The organism is Granulicella sp. L60 (assembly GCF_009765825.1).
GTDB lineage: Bacteria > Acidobacteriota > Terriglobia > Terriglobales > Acidobacteriaceae > Edaphobacter.
Window position 1 is genome coordinate 571775 of the sequence record NZ_LMUR01000022.1, and the last position, 18403, is coordinate 590177.

At 62.5% G+C, this 18403-nt stretch carries 13 protein-coding genes; 3 read left to right on the plus strand and 10 right to left on the minus strand.

Annotated features, from left to right (window positions below):
• Positions 1–223 precede the first annotated feature (223 nt).
• Together GSQ82_RS25290 and GSQ82_RS23355 are read right to left on the minus strand one after the other, a co-directional pair.
• Positions 224–2284: a glycosyltransferase family 39 protein gene (locus GSQ82_RS25290; RefSeq protein WP_254061918.1), complete on the minus strand. Its 2061-nt coding sequence runs from the start codon at positions 2282–2284 to the stop codon at positions 224–226.
• A 471-nt stretch (positions 2285–2755) separates the two neighbouring features.
• Entirely contained in the window at positions 2756–4876 is a 2121-nt protein-coding gene (locus GSQ82_RS23355; RefSeq protein ID WP_158794662.1) for a glycosyltransferase family 39 protein, read from the minus strand.
• Positions 4877–5017: 141 nt separating this feature from the next.
• Here GSQ82_RS23355 and GSQ82_RS23360 point away from each other — a divergent pair, with 141 nt between their 5' ends.
• Positions 5018–6580: a Ppx/GppA phosphatase family protein gene (locus tag GSQ82_RS23360; protein ID WP_158794663.1), complete on the plus strand. Its 1563-nt coding sequence runs from the start codon at positions 5018–5020 to the stop codon at positions 6578–6580.
• Here the strand turns inward: GSQ82_RS23360 and GSQ82_RS23365 are convergent.
• Positions 6532–7068 carry a histidine phosphatase family protein gene (locus GSQ82_RS23365; RefSeq protein ID WP_158794664.1) on the minus strand — a complete coding sequence of 179 codons (537 nt, stop codon included), beginning with the start codon at positions 7066–7068 and terminating at the stop codon, positions 6532–6534. The two genes, GSQ82_RS23360 and GSQ82_RS23365, sit on opposite strands and share 49 nt — an antisense overlap.
• 198 nt (positions 7069–7266) lie before the next feature.
• Here GSQ82_RS23365 and GSQ82_RS23370 point away from each other — a divergent pair, with 198 nt between their 5' ends.
• Both GSQ82_RS23370 and GSQ82_RS23375 read left to right on the plus strand, forming a co-directional pair.
• Positions 7267–8211: an aldo/keto reductase gene (locus tag GSQ82_RS23370; RefSeq protein ID WP_158794665.1), complete on the plus strand. Its 945-nt coding sequence runs from the start codon at positions 7267–7269 to the stop codon at positions 8209–8211.
• A 26-nt stretch (positions 8212–8237) separates the two neighbouring features.
• Complete coding sequence (locus tag GSQ82_RS23375; RefSeq protein ID WP_158794666.1) at positions 8238–8630, plus strand: nuclear transport factor 2 family protein; 393 nt, start codon at positions 8238–8240, stop codon at positions 8628–8630.
• A 43-nt stretch (positions 8631–8673) separates the two neighbouring features.
• Here GSQ82_RS23375 and GSQ82_RS23380 read toward each other — a convergent pair whose 3' ends face one another.
• The 7 genes from GSQ82_RS23380 to GSQ82_RS23410 form a co-directional block, all read right to left on the minus strand.
• Positions 8674–10233, minus strand: coding sequence for an FAD-dependent oxidoreductase (locus tag GSQ82_RS23380; RefSeq protein WP_254061872.1), 1560 nt, complete (start codon positions 10231–10233; stop codon positions 8674–8676).
• Between the two features lie 43 nt (positions 10234–10276).
• Positions 10277–11368 (minus strand): hypothetical protein, encoded by a 1092-nt coding sequence (locus GSQ82_RS23385; protein WP_158794667.1) that lies wholly within the window; start codon positions 11366–11368, stop codon positions 10277–10279.
• A 274-nt stretch (positions 11369–11642) separates the two neighbouring features.
• Positions 11643–13739, minus strand: coding sequence for a M1 family metallopeptidase (locus tag GSQ82_RS23390; protein WP_158794668.1), 2097 nt, complete (start codon positions 13737–13739; stop codon positions 11643–11645).
• A 51-nt stretch (positions 13740–13790) separates the two neighbouring features.
• Positions 13791–14477, minus strand: coding sequence for a trans-aconitate 2-methyltransferase (locus GSQ82_RS23395; protein WP_158794669.1), 687 nt, complete (start codon positions 14475–14477; stop codon positions 13791–13793).
• Positions 14474–15358: a hypothetical protein gene (locus GSQ82_RS23400; protein ID WP_158794670.1), complete on the minus strand. Its 885-nt coding sequence runs from the start codon at positions 15356–15358 to the stop codon at positions 14474–14476. Before GSQ82_RS23400 ends, GSQ82_RS23395 begins: the two co-directional genes overlap by 4 nt.
• A 219-nt stretch (positions 15359–15577) precedes the next feature.
• Positions 15578–17071 carry a B12-binding domain-containing radical SAM protein gene (locus tag GSQ82_RS23405; RefSeq protein WP_254061873.1) on the minus strand — a complete coding sequence of 498 codons (1494 nt, stop codon included), beginning with the start codon at positions 17069–17071 and terminating at the stop codon, positions 15578–15580.
• Positions 17072–17217: 146 nt separating this feature from the next.
• The coding region (locus tag GSQ82_RS23410) for a DUF2264 domain-containing protein (protein ID WP_371417261.1) at positions 17218–18403 on the minus strand (1186 nt) is incomplete at its 5' end.

Genomic DNA, 18403 nt, shown 5'->3' on the forward strand with positions numbered 1-18403 from the left:
GAGGGTGGAGGAGTAAAAGATGATGTCCTGCCGGACGGGCCGCCTGCTCGGCGGGAGGTCACTTCGTGACTTTTGTACCTGCCAAGCCCGTGCAGAAGGTATAGGTCCTTCCGCTGGTCGGAATCATGATCGTGCCGACCAACGGGAGGACCACCCGAAGGGGTATACAAGTCACGAAGTGACCTCCCGCTGAGTAAGCGGCCCGTCCGGCAGGACATTGTCTCTAGTGGTTAGTGAGGATCGTTTTGCCGCCTGCTGAGGCGAGGGTGTGGACGGGGGCGTAGGGCGCGAGATCCTCTGCGCGGGCGGTGGGGTTATAGGTGAAGAGGAAGACGCGGCGTGAGCTCTGCCAGAGCTGGCGGAGAGAAGACTCCGTCTCGAAGATCTTGGGGCAGTCGGGCCAGAAGCTGCCGTACCAGAGGCCGTTGACGCGTCCGTCGAGAAGGTGGACCTGCTGGCCGGTGTAGAAGATCAGGGTCGAGCCGGAGGTGAGTTCGCCGTCGAGCAGGATGAGGTCGTCGGCGTGCGGGTCGGCTTGCTGGGCGTGGTTGATGACCTGGGCGAGCTGCTTGGAGCCGAGGATGGGGTAGAAGCGGGAGAGGCCCTCGTGTGCGGCGAGGAGGGTGCAGGTCATGGCGGCGGCGAGGGTGAGGTTGGCGGCGTAGGTGCGGCCGGATCGGCGGAGGAGATAGCTGCCGATGCCGATGCCGAGCATGCTGAGGGCTACGGCGATGAGAGGGCCGCGGAAGAGTCCCATAGCGTCGCCGGTGAGGTCGAAGAGGTGGCCGAGGGAGAGGTTGTAGAAGCTGGGGTTGGCGGCGAGGAGGGTGGAGAGGTCGGTGTTGGGGGCGGGGTGGGGTGCGGTGACGGCGAACCATGCGCAGAAGAAGACGATGACGGTGGTGAGGGGGAAGAGGAGATAGAGGTGCCAGTTCAGGGCGCTCTTTTGGGCTTGGTGGATCTCGTAGTACACGCTGGATTCGCCGGTGGCGAGGCGGTCGGCGCGGGCGAGGAGGCCGGCGGCGATGAGGGCTAGGGCGGGGATGGCGGGAAGGGAGTAGTACTCCTGACGGTTGGAGATGGAGAAGAAGCCGAGGACGATGGCGGCCCAGAGGAGGAGGGCCAGGGCGGCTTCGTAGTTGGGTGGGAGAGTTGCGTTGTCGGGCGCTTGGATATTTGGGGGAGCTGGGGTTTCGGGATTGTGAAAGGAGAGCGGATCGCTGGCGCGATGGCCCACCTTAGCGACGGTAAGACTGTCGCGAAGATGGGGCACCCGGCTTTTAGTTCGGTTGGTTGCGTATTGTTTCAGGCCGCGGATGTGGTGTGCGACGGCGGGGGGGAGGAAGGTGGTCCAGGGCATGACCCAGATGGCGAGGTAGAGCCAGAAGAGCCAGATGGGGGTGAGGCCGTAGTCGTGGGGGATGCGGGTGGAGAGGAAGCGGGCGATGTGTTCGTTGTAGAGATAGAACCATGCCCAGCCTGAGGTGGCGGGGAGGCCTATGCCGGTGGGCATGGTGATGGCGGGGGTGCGCAGGGCGGCGAGGATGTGCCAGGGGGCGGCGATGAGGAGGAAGACGAGGATGCTGGGGATGAGGTGGAGTTTGAAAAGGAGGCGGAGTTGTTTGGTGATGGCGAGGTAGAGGAGGACGAAGGCTATGGGGAAGACGAGGCCGATGAGTCCTTTGGTGAGGACGTTCAGGGCCATGACGGCGGCGAAGGCCAGGCAGGGGATGAGGGGGGAAGGGGTTGGGATTTCGTTCTTTGTAGAAGAGGCGAAGGATGGGGTGTCCAGGATTTCTTGATTGGGAAGCGAGAGCGGATCGCTGTCGCGATTGCCCACCTTAGCGACGATAGGACTGTCGCGAAGATGGGGCACCCGGTTTTGTGGCTCTTTCTCTAATGCTTGATCTTTTGAGTGGAGGCGGTCGAGGGCTATGAGGAAGAGGTGGACGGCGAGGGTCATCCAGAGGGCGAGGAGGATGTCGGGGATGTAGAAGCGGGTGTAGAGGTAGGGGCCGATGGCTGTGGCGAGGGCGAGGGCGGCGTAGAAGCCTCCGCGGTCGGGATTTTTTGCGGGAGAGATGTTGGCGAAGAGGCGGATGCCGAGGGCATAGGTGGAGAGGAGGAGAGCGAGGACGCAGAGGGCAAGGGGGAGGCGGGCGGCCCAGTCTTTTTCTCCGAAGAGATGCATGGAGCCGGCGGCCATCCAGTACATGAGGGGGGGCTTGTCGAAGAAGCGGACGCCGTTGATGTAGGGGGTGATGTAGTCGTGGCGGTGGAGCATCTCGCGGGCGATCTCGATGTAGATGGAGTCGACGTCGTCGAGGAGGCCGGGGGTGAAGAGGCCTCCGATCTGGAGGAGGAACCAGGTGAAGACGAGGATGGCGAGGGAGCGTGGGCTCCAGTGGCGGGGTGGTGCGAGTTGCGGGGACGATTCTTGCACTGTTTTTGCTTATTCTGAAGGGCTATGTGGTTGAGGTTCGCGTTGCTTGTTGGGTGAAGGCTAAACGGTTCGTGCGGCACGAATCCTGCAGTTTTTTGTATGAATCCGCTAAGGCTGGTCGGCGCTATCGGTGCTCTGTATATGGTGGCTGTCGCTAAACAAATACAGGGGTCCTTCACTTCGTTCAGGGTGACGACTAAACGTTCAGGATGACGACTAAAGACGACAGCCCAGACGACAGAGACGACGGGACGGACGACAAAGACGACAGCAGACTCAAAGTTGACTCAAAGACGACAACACCGACAAAAGTTAGCGGACCTCCTGTGTTGAGACAGGGTGGCTTGGATCGTCCAGCGGGCGGTCGGTGAAGAGGGCTTTGCCGGAGGTCTCGTGGAGGAGGATTTTGTTCTCGCCGAGGAGGTGGTCGATGTCGTCGCGCTTTTCGAGGGGGACGAAGAGGATCTTGCGCGGGCCGTGGCCCCAGGCGGTGAGGAGGTCCTGGTTGGAGAGGAAGATGTGTGGGGCGTCGGGGAAGGTGCTGCCGAAGATCATGGAGCTGGAACGGCCTTCGACGAGGGAGACCTGGCGGCCGAGGTAGAAGGGGATGGAGGAGCCGTAGGACTGGTCGCCGTAGAGGAGGACCTGGGTGTTGGGCGGGACGCTGCCGTCGGCTTCGAGCTGTTGGATTTTGGCGGCGAGGTTTTGCGAGGAGAGCATGGGGCCGAAGCGGGCGAAGGCGATGTGGGCGGCGAGGAGGAAGACGGTGGAGGTGAGGGCGATGGTGATGGTGGAGGCGAGGTGTCGACGCTGTTGACGGAGGAGCCACGCGGCAGTTGGGCCGAAGAGGAAGGCGAGGGCGGCGAGGGTGGCGGGCAGGCGGAGGGCGGCGAAGGAGGGGCCGGTGAGGTCGAAGAGGTGGGACATGGAGAGGGTGTAGTCGCCGACGTTGCGGTGGGCGAGGAGTTCTCCGATGTCGGGGACGAAGGGGAGGTGGCGCGAGGTCCAGAGGCCGTAGACGAGGGTGATGGCGACGCCGACTCCGATGACGGTGAGGGTGGCGTGGCCGATGGTGATGGCGCGGCGGGAGGCGGGGTCGGAGGCGTAGGTCTGTTCGGCGCGAGTGAAGGCGGCGGCGAAGAGGATGAGGAGCGGAAGGTAGGCGGGGAAGGTGTAGTACTCCTGATTGGTGGAGAGGGAGAAGAAGACGAGGACGAGGGCGCTGAAGAGGCCGAGGAGGAGGGTGGTCTGTTGGGCGGGGGTGGCAACGCGGACGAGTGGGGTGCCTGCGGGGGCGTCGGTTTGGCGGCGGCGGAGCTCGTAGACGAGGAAGCCGATGAGGGCGAGGAAGACGGTGAAGAGATAGGGGATGTGGAAGCCGTCGCGGAGGACGATGCCGACGACGACGACGGCGAAGGGCTGCCAGAAGAAGGTGCGGTCGCTGGGGAGCGGGTTGGCCTGATTGTAGCGGTTGAAGGCGGCGATGGCCTGGCGGACGAGGGTTCCGCAGAAGAGCGCCCAGGGGAAGAGCCAGACGAGGTGGAGGGTCCAGAAGAGGTAGCCGGGGAGCTTGTTGTAGTCGCGTGGGTAGCGGCGGCCGAGGAAGCGGAGGAAGTGCTCGTTGACGAAGTAGAACCAGAAGAAGCCGTGGCCGTTCATGCCGCCGGTGTTGCGGAGGCCGGCGAGAATGTGCCAGGGGGCGGCGATCAGGAGGAAGAGGAGGACGCCGGTGAAAGGTTTGAGGGCGCGCCAGTTTTTGTATTCGCCGGTGAGGACGAGGTAGAGGATGGCTGCGCCTCCGAAGAAGACGAGGGCTACAAGGCCTTTGGTGAGGACGGCAAGGGCGAGAGCGGCCCACATGATGTAGGCGTGCAATGTGTCTTTATGTGATGAGCTTGCGGTGCTTTTCTCGTGTAAAGGTTGAAGAAAAGCGTAGAGGGCGACGGCGAGAAAGAGGGAGAGCAGGACTTCGGGGATGAAGTAACGGGTGAAGAGAAAGACGCCTGCGGAGGTGAGGATGGAGAGGCCGGTGTAGAGGGCGGCGCGGGAGTTGAAGGCGCGTTCGGCCCAAAGGAATCCGAGGATGGCGAGGAGGAGGACGCCGATGGCCTGGGGGAGGTGGGCGGCGAAGGTGTTGAAGCCGAAGATGCGGAAGCTGGCGGCGACGAGCCAGTAGGGGAGCGGGGCCTTTTCGAGGTAGCGGATGCCGTTGACCTGGAGGGTGACGAGGTCGCCGCTGAGGGCCATGTGGCGGGCGGCGTTGGCGTGGGTGGCGTCGGCGTCGTCGAGCATGGGCGGTGCGAAGAGGGCCGAGAAGAAGATGATGAGCCAGAGGCCGGTGAGGATGAGGAGCGCGGTGGAGCGTTGGGGTGTTCCGCGGGAGAGTGTGGCTGATGGCTCGGAAGTTATTTCAGGAAGAGTTTGGTTGATCATGAGTTCACAGGGCTGTCTTAGGATAAATCGGTTCGGATGTAGATTGTGCGCGAAGTGAACGGGGTGCACAGGCTTTCTGCCGGATGGGATGTAATCTGCTAGGTGGCGGAGATTTTCTGCGCCTGAGGTGACCAAAGAATAATGCCTACGTTTGCCGCGGTAGATATCGGATCGAACTCGTGCAGGTTGAAGATTGCGTCGGTGCAGGTGCACCGGTTGAAGACGCTGCATGAAGACCGGGAGGTGACGCGGCTGGGCGAGAGCGTGTTTCAGACGGGGGTGATCTCCCCGGAGGCGATGGCGGGGACGATTCGTGCGCTGAAGCGGTTTCACAAGGCGGTGCAGCTGCATGTGGTGGATAAGGTGCGCGTGGTGGCGACGAGCGCGATGCGGGATGCGAGGAACGCGGCGGCGTTTACGGAGTGGGTGAAGTCGGCGACGGGATGGAATGTGGAGGTGATCTCGGGGCTGGAGGAGGGACGGCTGATCCACCTGGGGGTGGTGACGCATGAGGTGGGGGCGCGGGGACGGTGCATGCTGATCGACCTCGGGGGCGGGAGCTGCGAGGTAACGTTCTCTGACCGGGGTCGGATCAAGTCGATGGTGAGCATGCCGCTGGGTGCGGTGCGGCTGCAGGAGGAGTTTTTACAGACGGACCCTCCGGCGAAGGAGGATGTGGCGCGGCTGAAGCAGTTTATCGACCGTGAGCTGCGAAGGGCGGAGAAGAAGCTGGGGACGCCGCGGGTGGGGCTGGTGATTGCGACCTCGGGGACGGCGGCGGCGTTGGCTGAGGCGAGTGGACATGTTCGCAAGGGACGAGTAGGGAAGAAGACGCTGGCGAAGAAGAGGCTGGAGCGGGTGGGGGCGCTGACGGCGGATACTCCCGATGTAAGGAAGCTGGCGGACAGGCTGGCGAAGATGGACAACGCGACGCGGGAGGCAGTGCCGGGGATCGGGCCGAGGCGGTCGGAGATTATTGTGGGCGGGTCGCTGGTGTATGCGAGTCTGCTGGAGCGGATGGGGCTGAAGGGATTTCGCTACTCACCGCTGGGGCTGCGGGATGGGATGCTGGCGCAGATGCTGGCGGAGGTGGACCTGAGGACTTCGGTACACCAGAAGATTGAGAGTGAGCGGTGGGCGGGTGTGCTGGAGGTTTGCGAGCGGTACGGGATTGAGCAGAGGAAGGTGGAGCCGGTACGGCAGCATGTGGTGGAGCTGTTCGACGCACTGGCAAGGGTGCATGAGCTGCCGGACGAGTATCGGCTATGGCTGGAGGCGGCGGCGATGATGCAGGATGTGGGGAAGTTCATGAACCACCAGGGGCACTATCGGCATACGCAGTACATCATTGCGAACTCTGAGATCTTCGGGTTTTCGCCGGAGCAGAGGATGATTGTGAGCGCGATTGCGCGGTACATGGGGAAGAGCAGGCCGGAGCCGATGGACAGGCCGCTGCGGTCGATTCCGGTGGAGGAGCATGTGCATGTGACGCGGGCGGTGGTGCTGCTGCGGCTGGCTGTGGCGCTGAACCAGGACCGGGCGAGCGCGGTGCTGCAGATGAAGGTGCATGTGTATCCGAAGCGGGTGCTGCTGGATCTGGTGCCGGGACGCGGGGGGGCGGAGCTGGAGGCGTGGTCGCTGCGGAAAGAGGCGGATTACTTCCGGGAGATCTTCCGGCGGGAGCTCTTCGTCGAGGTGGCGTAGAGGGCGCGGACGGTGCGGGGGTCGAGCAGGCCTTGCAGGGTGGCGGGACCGCGGGTGAGAACGAGGCGGGCGAGCGAGCCTTTGCGGAGACGGACTTTGGCTGGGGCGGGTGAGGTGGTGGGGACCAGGAGCGAGCCGAGGAAGGTGGTGAGGTTGGGGTTGTGGCCGACGACGAGGAGGTTCTCGCGGTCGGAGTACTGGTTGAGGAGCTGGTGGAACTCTTTGTAGGTGGCCTCGGGGGCGAGGGCGGTGGAGTGGAGGATCTGGGCCTCGTAGCCGGTCTCGGTGCCGACGAGGGATGCGGTCTGGAGGCAGCGCTTGAGGGGGCTGGAGATGATGAGGTCGAACTGAATATTCAGCGCGTTGAGCACGTAGGCGAGCTGGAGCGAGTGCTTCTTGCCCTCTTTGTCGAGGGGGCGCTTGAGGTCGAGGATGGGATTGGCGCGGCGTGTTCCAGCGCTTGCGTGGCGGAGGATATACAAATTCATAATCTATTCACATTCTAGCGCAGGCTTGTTTCTGGGTTGTGTCTTTGTGATTAGGGTTTGGGGAATTGTTTTTGGGTAGGGGCGGCTGGTGAGGTTGGCAAAGGTGGTTCATCGACGTAGGCATTTTGATGAATCAGATATGGATCGCTGAGACATCTATTGCTAGGGACATCAGACTCAGGTTTCTTCGAGGTATTCATGATCGAATCTTCTGACTTTCGGAGTACGAAAGTGCCGCTCAGCCACGGGGCTGGCCGTATACCCGTACTCGGCTTTGGCACCCTGATTCCCGACGCAGCCGTAACGAGAACTGCGACCAAGGATGCGTTGGAGGCTGGGTTCCGGCACTTCGATTGTGCGGAACGATACCAGAACGAGCGTGAGGTGGGCGAGGCGTTACAGGCAGGGCTTGCCGCTGGAGGGATTGCGCGTGAGGACATCTTCGTCACAACTAAGTTGTGGAATACCAATCATCGGCCTGAGCGCGTGGAACCGGCCTTCGAGGCAAGTCTGGACAGACTCAGAATCGACTATCTGGATCTCTATCTCATTCACACTCCGTTTGCGTTTCAACCGGGGGAGGAGCAGGATCCGCGGGACCAAGACGGTAAGGTCATTTACGACCGCGATGTGACTTTGCTCGATACGTGGAGGATGATGGAGCGTCTTGTGGACGGTGGCAGATGCCGGGCCATTGGTCTGTCTGACATCACGCTAGAGAAGCTGTTGCCGATCTACGAAGCGGCGAGGATTAAACCGGCGGTGGTCCAGGTGGAGTCGCATCCGTATCTGCCGGAGACGGAGCTTCTGGAGTTCTGCAAGGAGAAGGGTATTGTGCTTCTGGCGTTTGCGCCTTTGGGTCATGGAATGAAGCCGGGGCTAATCGAAGATCCGGTGATCACGGCGATCGCCTCACGAGTTGGAAAGACTCCGGCGCAGGTGCTGCTGGCTTGGGCGGTGCAACGCGGCACGGCTCTGCTGACGACGCCGAAGAGTGCGGATCGGGCGAGAGAGAACTTCAATATCTCCGCTCTTCCGGATGATGCGTTTGACGAGATTAGTCGCATTCAGACGAGACAGAGGCTCAATGACGTGGTGAATACCGGTAGTCCGGGGTTCATTCCACGGGCTATATCAGCATGAATGCTCAATGACGACTGGAGTGGTCTATGCAGGATGTGCAAGAAGATCAGAACCGTGACGCACTGAATGCGCATTGGCGTGCGTCGGCAGCGGGCGATGTTGAGGCGGAACACGATATCTACGATGACGATGCTGTCTGCGACTATCCGCAGTCGGGCGAGCGGATCTTGGGGCGAAGGAACTTGCAGGCGTTGAGGAGTCACCATCCGGGAAAGCCGTCGGGGTTCGATGTGAAGCGAATTGTTGGGAAGGGTGATCTGTGGATTACGGAGTACACCATCATCTACCAGGGGCGACCGGCGTATACGGTGAGCATTATGGAGTTTCGCAACGGCAAGGTGGTGCATGAGACGCAGTACTTCGCGGATCCCTTCGAGGCTCCGGCGTGGCGGAGTCAGTGGGTTCAGCGGATGGCGTGACTTCGGCTTCTCGCTAGGTGATTGCTAAGAGGAGCGTCTCGCGTTACTGAAGGTTGGGGTCTCCGAACCAGCGGTGTATGGACTGTTCGGCTCCGGTAGTGTCGAGGTGCGTGTCGGTTGCCCAGGCTACGAATCCGTCGGGACGGACGAGGAGCGCTGCAAGACCTTTCTGGTCTTTTGCTTGTGAGGCGAGGTATTGCAGCCGGTCTTGTCTGCCGTTGCATAGGGCGTTCAAGGATTCGTTTGCGGTGAAGTCGAGCAGTAGGCCGTGACCGTTCTGTAGGTGGGTTCCGAGGCGGCTTTCGTCTTCTAATTCGAAGTCCGGGGCGCTGCGGCCGACAAGTGGATGGGCTTCGCCGAGGTCGTAGTGCATGGAGACTCCGGAGATCTTTTCGATGAAGTAGTTGGTGCCGTCTTTCGTGGCGATGAGGTCGCGGACTACGGCGGCGATGGCTCTCGCGTGTGGGTCGGGCTTGATGATGGCGACCTGTGCGCGGGTCCAATTCAGAACCCACTCGCCGATGGGATGGCGCTCGGTGTTGTAGGTGTCGAGCAGGTCGTGTGGCGCCCATCCCTTGATGGTGGCTGCGAGCTTCCATCCGAGGTTCATCGCGTCGCCGAGGCCGGTGTTCATGCCCTGGCCGCCGAAGGGGGAGTGAACGTGGGCGGCGTCTCCAGCGAGCAGGACGCGGCCTTTGCGATACGAGGTCGCCTGGCGTGCGCGGTCGGTGTAGCTGGTGGCTACTTGTATTGACTTTATTTTTACGTCGGTTACAGAGACATGTTGAAGCATCGCTTGAAGGTTTTCGAGGGTGATCTCGGAGGTTCGATCGAAGCGGCCACCGTCGAAGTCGACGACTCCGATGCGGCCGGGAGCGGGTCCGTGGGTATACAGGCCGCGTGGTGTGAGGTTGAAGCCGGGTGCGAGTTGGTGGAGGTCTTCGAACTCGACGATGGCCATGTAGCCGGTGAGTTCGGGTTCGGTGCCGTCGAACTCGAAGCCAGCTAAACGGCGAACGGTGCTGCGACCGCCATCGCAGCCGACGAGCCACTTTGCGTGGAATTGTTCGTCGCCTGCCTGCACGGAGACGCCGTCGGCGGTTTCGCTGAAGGCTGTGACTTCATGGCCAAGGCGGATGTCGGCACCGAGTTCTTTGGCGCGATCGGCGAAGACGTTTTCGAGGGCTTCGAGGCTGACCATGCCTCCGCCGACGGAGGGGCCGGGGATGATCCACTTCTGGTTGGAGAAGTCGAGCCTGGAGGCGTCGAGCATGATGCCGGCGAAGTGACCGGCGAAGCGTGGAGCCGAGGCTGGCGGTGTGCTGCCGTCGCCTTTGAACTCCATGCCGGGGCGTTCGCCGCCCATCCAGCCGAAAGATGCGGCTTTGATGTCTCTGAGGAGGCCGCGTCGATAGCAGGCTTCGGTCGAGGGAAAGTTGAGTCCGCGTGCGCCCATCCATCCACTCTTGAGCGGGGTGCCGGGAGTTTGATTTTTTTCGAAGAGCAGGACGGATGCGCCTGCGAGGCGAAGCTCACTGGCGAGGAAGAGTCCGACTGGGCCGCCGCCCGCGATGATGACGTCGTAGGTCATGGTCGTGTTCATACGGAGTTGTACGAAGTTGATTCGGTCGAGGTTCCGGAGTTGCTTAGAGTGGTGGTTTGTTGGGGTCGTGGTGGAAGATGCCGGGGTCGGGCTCGTCGAGGGATGGGGTGGCGGGTTCGGGGTTGGGGATGGGGTCGCTCGGGGGGATGGTGGCGGTGGGTTGATCCCATGGGCGGTTGGCTGGGTAGGGAGCCGGTGGTGGTGGGGTGGGGCTGACGATGGGTCGGATGGGGAGGGTCGATGGGGGATCGATGGGGTACTGGAGTGCGAGTGAGGTCTCGACGCCGCGCTGCCAGAAGCGGGTGAAGAGCATGATGAAGAGGCCGATCTGGGTGAGGATGAAGGCGGGCCAGACGCGGGGCTGTCCGAGGGTGTGGAGGGAGATGCGACCGGTGATGAAGACGGCGGCTAATCCGATGAGGGCGAGGAAGAGGAAGATGGGCCAGGCTTCGGCGAAGTTTGCTCGAAGGGTTCGCCAGGCGGGCTTGAGGGTGCGGCGGACGCGGCGGTCTGGTTTGCCGTTGCTGCGGAGGCGAAGGCCGAGTTGGACGGTATAGACCTCGACGAGATCGAAGTAGAGACGGATGACGGAGGCGACGAGGAGGATGAGGATGCTGACGACCTGGGTGGCGAGGAAGGCGTGGAGGCCTACGGCGTGCTTGTCGACGTGGTCGGCCCATTTGGTCTGGAGGAAGACGAGAGGGCCGAGGATGATGCCGGAGACGAGGAGGGTGAGGATGGTGATGCGGATGAATCGCCAGAAGTAGAGGAGGCCCTGGTGGAAGAGGGTGCTGAGGCGGGCGGGGGATTTGGTTTGGAAGCAGAAGAGGACGCCGGGGACGAGGAGGAAGTAGACGATGAGGTAGAGGGGCGCGCCGAAGAACTTGTCGGTGGTGGCGCCTGCGGGGCCTTCTTGAAAGCGGTCGGGGATTCCGGAGAAGATGCCGAGGTCGAAGCCGTTAGTGAGGCGCTGGGAGGCGAGGGAGTGGGCGGTGATGCCGGCCAACTGGCTGTGAAGATGCAGGGAGAAGAGGAGCGCGAGGCCGAGGTTGAAGACGTAGGCCCAGAGAAGCGCGGGGAGGCGGAGGAGGGTGAGGGAGAGGCCGTGGAGGAAGATGTTGCGGCGTTCAGTCATGCGGGACCTCGGTTATTTTTTGCTCTTCTTGTTTCGGTGCTGTGGTTCGCTGTTGGCGGTTCGTTTGAGGTGCTCTTTTTCCGGACTGGTAAGACAACCGCAAGACAACAGCAGATCCCTGCGGGATGACAAACAAAGGGACAGGCAACGGCAAATGCAGCGGCAACAACAACTGCAACAACAAACGCAGATCCCCTGCGGGGGTGACAAATAAAAGGCAAACAACGGCAACGGCAACGGCAAAAGCAACGGCTAAGCAGGAGCGGAGGTGCGGTTAGACGATCCAGGAGGCTAGTTGTCCGGCTAGTTGTTGGAGGCTTAGCCAGATGTTGGTGAGTTTGCGTGCGGGGATGTAGTTGGCGTCGGTGGTGATGCTGTTGTTGAAGAAGTTTGTGTCGAGAAGGATGACGTGGTCGGGGTCGACCTCAGCGGAGATGACTTTGGCGTTGCGGGTGTAGGTGAATTTGGTCCAACGGTCTTCACCGTTCCAGTGTTCGCGGAGGCGAGTGCCGTCGTCGAAGACGATCTCGACGGTGACGGGGAGGATGAAGTCGCCTTTGCGGTGGATGTAGACGGTGGAGAGGTAGGGGGTGTTCTTCTTGTCCTTCCCGCTGGGCTCGGGGAGCCACCACTGGACGGGGTCGGAGTTGATGCTGTCCACGGTGTAGTCGAGGACCTGGGTGCCGTAGACGGCCTGGTTGAAGTAGGGGCGCAGGCTGGAGATGGGTACGACCTGTTGGGCTACGGGCGAGCTTAATGCTGAGGACAGACCGGGTTGCGCTGTTGAGAGGGCGGGCTGCGTCGTCTGGTTGGAGGCGTTGAGGACGGTGCCTCCGACGGCGGTGGCGCGGCCGTTTTTGATGGCGACCTCTTCGATGGTGCGGAGGAAGTCTTCTGTGGTGGGGTGGGTGAAGCGGAAGCGCATGAAGTAGGTGCGCATGGCCTCGTCCATGGTGTCGCGTCCGATGATGGACTCGAGGGTGGCGAGGAGGGTGGCGGTCTTGCCGTAGGTGACGCCGCCGTAGGACTGGCTGTCGCGGAACTTGAAGGCCCAGCGGGTGACGGGGTCGAAGTCGGGTTTGCCGGTGTACTCGAGACGCTCGGCTTCGTAGTCGCCGGCGTTGGCGTAGTTGCGGTCTATGACTGAGGTGTCGCGGCCGAGGATGGCGCCGAGGACGTTGACTTCGGTGTAGGAGTTGATGCCTTCGTCGAGCCAGGCGTCTTCGAACTCGTTGGTGGCGACCATGCCGTACCAGTACTGGTGGCCGAACTCATGCTCGGCGGTGAGTTCGGTGATGTGGGTGGGCTCGTACCAGGAGGTGTCGCCAGTGAAGAGGGTGGGGTACTCCATGCCGCCGATCTCGGAGCCGGGTTCGGGGTCGATGACGGTGACGATCTTGTAGGGGTAGGGGCCGTAGCGCTGGTCGAACTGGGCGAGGGTCTTGTGGATGATGTCGAGGTAGCGGGGACCGGCTTTGGGATGGGCGGCGAGGGCGAGGACGTGGATTTTGACGGGTCCCATGGAGGAGAGATAGACGCCGTCGGTGATGGTGAAGTTGGGGCTGGCGGCCCAGGCGAAGTCGCCTACGTCTTCGGCGTAGAAGTTGAGGGTCTTGGTGCCGGCGGGAACGCCGTTGGTGAGTTCGGCGGTGGGGACGCCGCTGGCTCCGACGATGTAGCGGGTGGGGATGTTGAGGGAGACGTGGAAGGTGGCGAAGTCGGAGAAGAACTCGGTGGTGGAGTGGTACTGGTGGCAGTTCCATGCGCCGTGCCAGAAGACGCCGGGTTTGGGATACCACTGGCCGCCCATGATGAAGTCGCGCTTCCAGCCGTTGCGGGCGATGGAGAGGGGGAACTGGTCGTGGAAGGCGAGGTGGAAGGTGATGGAGTCGTTGGGGGCGAGGGGGTGGGGGAGGGTGATCTGGGTGACGGTGTGGTCGTTGGCGTTGCCGTCGTCGGGGGCGATGAAGCGCATGGAGGAGGTGAGGTCGCCGTAGCCGTCGGCGTCGATGTGGGAGATGGTGATGCTGCCGCGCTTTTCGTCGGGGTAGTCGTTGTCGGACTCGTTGTCGCGGATGCCGCCGTTGTAGTGGGTCTCGCTGGTGAAGGAGGACTCGGGACGGAAGGCGTTGAGGTAGAGGTGGAAGGGGACGGTGGTGAGGGTCTGGCCAGTGAGGTTCTTGTAGGTGATGGTCTCGGTGGCGTCGAGGGACTTCTTATCGGTGTTGATCTTGGCGTCGATGGTGTAGTCGACGACGCGGGTGGAGAGGGGTTTGCCGCCGGGGGAGTTGGTGGCGATGCTGGACTGGGTATGTGCGGCGAGCGGGGCCAGAAAGAGGGTGGCGGCGGTGAGAAGGCGGAGACGCGGCATGGAGGGATTGTAGCGTTGGTTTTGATAATGCGGAGGTTTTTATGTTTGGGGCTATGGATGATGTTGTGGGGCTTGCCAGAGTTCGGTGGTGAGTAGGCCGGCGAGGGAGTGGTGTTGGGCGATGCGGGTGAGGCCGGCGCGGGTGATTGGGGTGGCGTGGTCGGGGAGCTTGTTAGTGCGAAGGCCGGTGAGGATGCGGAAGGCTAAGTACAGGGTGCGGATGAGGAGTTTTGCGGGGAGGCGCATGGGATTGCTGGTGGGGATGCGGAAGTCGGAGATGAGCCAGAGGGCGTTGGGGGCTAGGTGCGGGGTGATGCGGGTGATGAGGGCTTCGAGATCGGGTTGGGTGAGGCAGTCGAGGAAGAAGTGGGTGACGACGAGGTCGTAGGGTGGGTGCGGCGGGGTGAAGGTGAGGGCGCTGGTTTGGTGGGTGCGGAGTCGGGTTTGGGTGTTGGGAGATGCGTCGGCGCAGTTTTGGCGGAGGAGGTGGAGCATGGCGGCACTGGTGTCGACGGCGTCGGCTTGCATGTATGGATTTTGGGCTAGGAGTCGGGCGAGGAAGCGGCCGTCGCCGTCGCCGAGGATGAGGGCGTTCTTTGCGTGGGTGAGGGCGGGTAGGTGGTGGGTGCGGCAGCGTTGGAGGATGGGGCCGAGGGTGAGGTGCTCGAGCCAGTGATAGGGGCGGGCTATGGGGTCGAAGTTGGGTTGGGTGGCGGGTTTGGCTAGCTGTGCGGTCATCGCAGTAGCCATAGGAGGGGGGTGAGAAGAGCGAGGTCTGCGGAGGCTCGGAGGGTGATCGGGGAGAGGGTGTGGCGGAGACAGTGGAGGATGAGCAGGAGTGCGGAGGAAAGTGCGGCTGCGAGGGGAATGGCGTAGGTGGGTTGGTGGAGGATGGCTGATGTGAGGCCGGCGGCCACGATGATTAGAGACAGAAGTGGAAGGTGGCGGAGGGCGATGCGGGTGATGGGGTGGGCTTGGGGATAGGTTGGGGGATAGATGCTGATGTGGTGGGGATCTTCGTGCTCCCAAGCGTAGATGAAGAGGCAGTTGAGGCTGCAGACGGCACTAAAGAGGATGGCGGAGGGAAGAAGTGCGAGGCGGAGGTTGGGGCGGTTGCCGACGGTGGGGATGAAGGTGGCGGCGGCGAAGAAGATGCCGACGGCGATCTCCTTTGGGAGACGATGGTCGCTGGCGTGGATGAGGATGAAGTAACCGGCGAGGAAGACTCCGAGGATGAGGTAGAGGTGAATGACTGCGGGTCTTAGACGCGGGAGAAGGAAGGCGAGGATGGTGGAGGCGGCGACGATGCCGGTGAGGAAGATGGTGCGATGACGGTGGTGGAAGAGGTGGCGGGCTTCGAGGTGTTCGGTGGAGAGTGGGGCGGAGAAGAGCTGGCGGGCGTCGAGGAGGCGGTCGGCGGCGTAGAGCATCCAGACGGCAAAGAACATGCCGAGGAGGCCTGCGGTTGGGAGGGTGAGGTGGATGGTGCGGGCGACGAACCATGTCCAGAGAGTAGCGACGGTGGGGGCGTCGAGGGAGAGAAGATGCCAGAGGCCGAGTGCGTGGGTGGGTTTGGTGATGCGGGTGGTTGTGGGGCTGGCTGGGGTGAATAAGGCCATGTACTCATTCGAGCATGTTTCGTTCTTTGATCCAAATCGGATCGACCTGCTCGAAGGCTATGGCCTGCCGGCCGGGCCTCCTGCGCGGAGGGCGGTCACTTCGTGACTTGTATACCCCTTCGGTTGGTGCTCCCGCTGGTCGCAATCTAGAGTTTTCTCGCCGACTAAGGGGCGGCTACCCGCGCAGGGTGTCCGCCCAAAGGAATAGGTTGATGCGCCCTAGCAGGCTTTGGCTTCGGTGGGGAGTTCCTGGCCGGTGATGAGGGAGCGGCGCTTGATGAGGCGTTCGGTGAGGCCGGAGAACCAGATCTCCCAGGGGAAATCGTAGTAGCTGGAACGGATGCGCCAGCGGACGGGGCGGTTGACGACGAAGGCGACGAGGTTATGGAACCAGTTGTCCTTCGCCTTTTTCTTTCGCAGCTGATTGTTGAGCAGGAAGTAGTCGAGCATGCGATTGAAGCGGCCAAGCTCTTCGCCCTGCAGCCAGGGAAGGAGGTTGACGCCGAGGGGCATCTCTCCCCACTCGCGCAGGGACTGGGGCTCGGGTACGTCGAGGGTGCGGAGCTGCGGCCAGATGGGGATGCCGGGATAGGGGGTGAAGATGTTGGGGGAGAAGTGGACGTTGTTGAACTTGCGTCCGATGTCGGTCATGGTCTGGATGGTGATGATGCGGTCGGCGTGGGTTTCGCCAGGGTAGCCGAAGATGAGGTTGAAGGTGACGCGGATGTTACCGATGGCGGCGCGGCGTGCTGTCTCGTACATCTCGTTGACGCGCTGGTGGCGCTTGTTCATGAGCTTGAGGACGGACTCGGAGGTGGATTCGGTGCCAAAGCCCATGTAGGTGACGCCGCTGGCGCCGAGGGTGCGGATGTCGTCTTCGCTCATGCGGCAGATGAAGTCGGTGGAGGCCTGAAAGGTCCAGGTGAACTTGACGCCGGAGTCGAGGATGCCCTGGGCGATGGCCATGGCGCGCTTGAGGTCGACGGGGAAGTTGGAGTCGAGGAGGGCGATCTCCTGGATGCGGTATTTTTTGACGAGGGTGGTCATCTCTTCGACGACGCGTTCGGCGGAGAGGGCGTTGAAGCGGCGTTTGTAGAAGACCATGTCGGTGCAGTAGTTGCACGCGTAGGGGCAGCCGATGCTGGTGGCGTAGGGGAGTTTGCGGATGCCGCTGACGCGCTCGTAGGCGTCGAAGTCGGACATGTCGTAGGCGGGGAGGGGGAGGTCGTCGAGGTACTCGACCTTGCGGTCGGGATTGTGGGTCTGGATGACGCTGGTCTTGTAGGAGATGCCCTGGATGTCTTTGAGGGGGAGATTTTGTTCGAGGGCTTCGGCGACCTCGCAGAGGGTGATCTCGCCTTGTCCGCGGACGACGATGTCGACGTATCTTTCGGCGAGGGTCTGGTCGGGGAGCAGGGTCGGGTGCCAGCCACCGAAGATAACCGTCATGTTGGGCATGAGCGCCTTGGTGGCTTTGGCTACGTCGATGGCGCCGCGGATCATGGGGCCGGTGAGGACGGAGATGCCGAGGCAGAGGGCTCCGGGGAGCTCGTCGAGGACGCGCTGCTTGTAGTTGGGTTCGATGGCGGCATCGATAATGACGGGCTGGAAGCCTCTTTCGCGGAGGGTGGACGCGAGCGCAAGGAGGCATAGAGGGGGACCGAGGGGGGAACCTTCGTAGGGTGGATAAAACAGGACAACTTTGCCACGCATGCCGATGTTCCCCTTATCGCTACCGCAGAGGTCTGCTCTACAGTGACCTTTGCTGAGGTCAGCATAGCGAAACGGACGGGCGAGAATGTCAGGGGAATGTCAGGGTTTTGTCGCTTTGTAAGGATGTGGATATAAAGAGCTGCGGCTTAGACGTCCTGGGAGTGGTCGGCGGGGATATCTTTGCCGGACCAGATGGTCTGCGAGGTCCATGGCTGGGGTGGATGGGACCAGAAGGGATCGTCTGGGGGAAGGCCGAGGGGGAGCCAGGCGGCGCTGCAGAGATAGAGGCTGCCGGTGGAGATGTAGGTTTCCCCGAGTGAGGGTTGATGGCCGGCGAGTCCGATCTGCAGCCAGCCTTCGGGGGTGAAGGTGCCGACGGGATCGAGGGTGCGGTGCATGACGGCGGCAAGGGCGCCGCGAACCTGTGGGGATGTGATGGCTTCGGGCAGGAGGTGGCGGCGGGCGGCGTCGGCGAGGAGGTGGAAGGCTCCGCAGCGGTAGGTGATGGAGCGGCCGATGGCGGGATAGGTGCCGTCGGGGGCGATGAGGTGCTCCTGGATGGCGGCTTGGCGCTGGGCTCGCTGCTCGATGGCGGGGCGGAGGGCGGACCATGAGGGGGATTGGTCGGCGAGGGTGTCCATGAGTTGGAGGAGGTAGGGATGGATGACGAAGCTGTTGTAGAAGTCCCAGTGGAAGTGGGGGCCGTCGCCGTAGGTTCCGTCGCCGAGGTACCAGCTTTGAAGTTCGCGGAGGGCGTAGTCGACGCGCATGCGGTCCCATGGCTGGCCGAGCTTGAAGAGGAGAGCTTCGTTAAGGGCGGCGAAGAGGAGCCAATTGTTGAAGGGAGGCTGCACCTGGCGTTGGGTGATGAGGGCTTGGGCAAGGCGGTGTTGGGTGGTGGGGTCGAGTTTTTTGAGGAGCTGGTTCGGGGCGCGAAGGATGGCGAGGGCGAGGAAGGAGGAGTCGACGAGAGTTTGGGAGGATTGCCCGAAGTGCATGGCGTCGGGCGAGGAGGGATCGAGGGCGGAGGTGATTCCGGCGAGGGCCCAGGTGCGGTAGCGGGTGCGGAGGGTGGTTTCTTGCGGGGTTTCAGTGGCGGAGGACTCCAGTTCGAGCCAGGGGGCGATTCCGGCGAGAAGACGGCCGAGGGCTTCGAGGTGGGTGCCGATGGCTCGGGCTTCTTTTTGGTTGGGTGCGGCTTCGACGGGCATCTGCTGGCGCAGGGTGCGGTCGTTGAGGGCTTTGAGGACGGGATCGGAGACGCGCTGTAGCTGATGGATCCAGTAGGGGCGGTCTTGCGGGGGGGCTGTGGGTGTGGGTTGGATGGGGGTT

Coding starts and splice junctions, on each gene's coding strand:
- GSQ82_RS25290 (WP_254061918.1), bottom strand. CDS start 2,284: ATGCTCCACCGCCACGACTACATCACCCCCTACATCAACGGCGTCCGC.
- GSQ82_RS23365 (WP_158794664.1), bottom strand. CDS start 7,068: ATGAATTTGTATATCCTCCGCCACGCAAGCGCTGGAACACGCCGCGCC.
- GSQ82_RS23390 (WP_158794668.1), bottom strand. CDS start 13,739: ATGCCGCGTCTCCGCCTTCTCACCGCCGCCACCCTCTTTCTGGCCCCG.
- GSQ82_RS23405 (WP_254061873.1), bottom strand. CDS start 17,071: ATGCGTGGCAAAGTTGTCCTGTTTTATCCACCCTACGAAGGTTCCCCC.
- GSQ82_RS23355 (WP_158794662.1), bottom strand. CDS start 4,876: ATGATCAACCAAACTCTTCCTGAAATAACTTCCGAGCCATCAGCCACA.
- GSQ82_RS23385 (WP_158794667.1), bottom strand. CDS start 11,368: ATGACTGAACGCCGCAACATCTTCCTCCACGGCCTCTCCCTCACCCTC.
- GSQ82_RS23375 (WP_158794666.1), top strand. CDS start 8,238: ATGCAGGATGTGCAAGAAGATCAGAACCGTGACGCACTGAATGCGCAT.
- GSQ82_RS23380 (WP_254061872.1), bottom strand. CDS start 10,233: ATGAACACGACCATGACCTACGACGTCATCATCGCGGGCGGCGGCCCA.
- GSQ82_RS23400 (WP_158794670.1), bottom strand. CDS start 15,358: ATGGCCTTATTCACCCCAGCCAGCCCCACAACCACCCGCATCACCAAA.
- GSQ82_RS23370 (WP_158794665.1), top strand. CDS start 7,267: ATGATCGAATCTTCTGACTTTCGGAGTACGAAAGTGCCGCTCAGCCAC.
- GSQ82_RS23395 (WP_158794669.1), bottom strand. CDS start 14,477: ATGACCGCACAGCTAGCCAAACCCGCCACCCAACCCAACTTCGACCCC.
- GSQ82_RS23360 (WP_158794663.1), top strand. CDS start 5,018: ATGCCTACGTTTGCCGCGGTAGATATCGGATCGAACTCGTGCAGGTTG.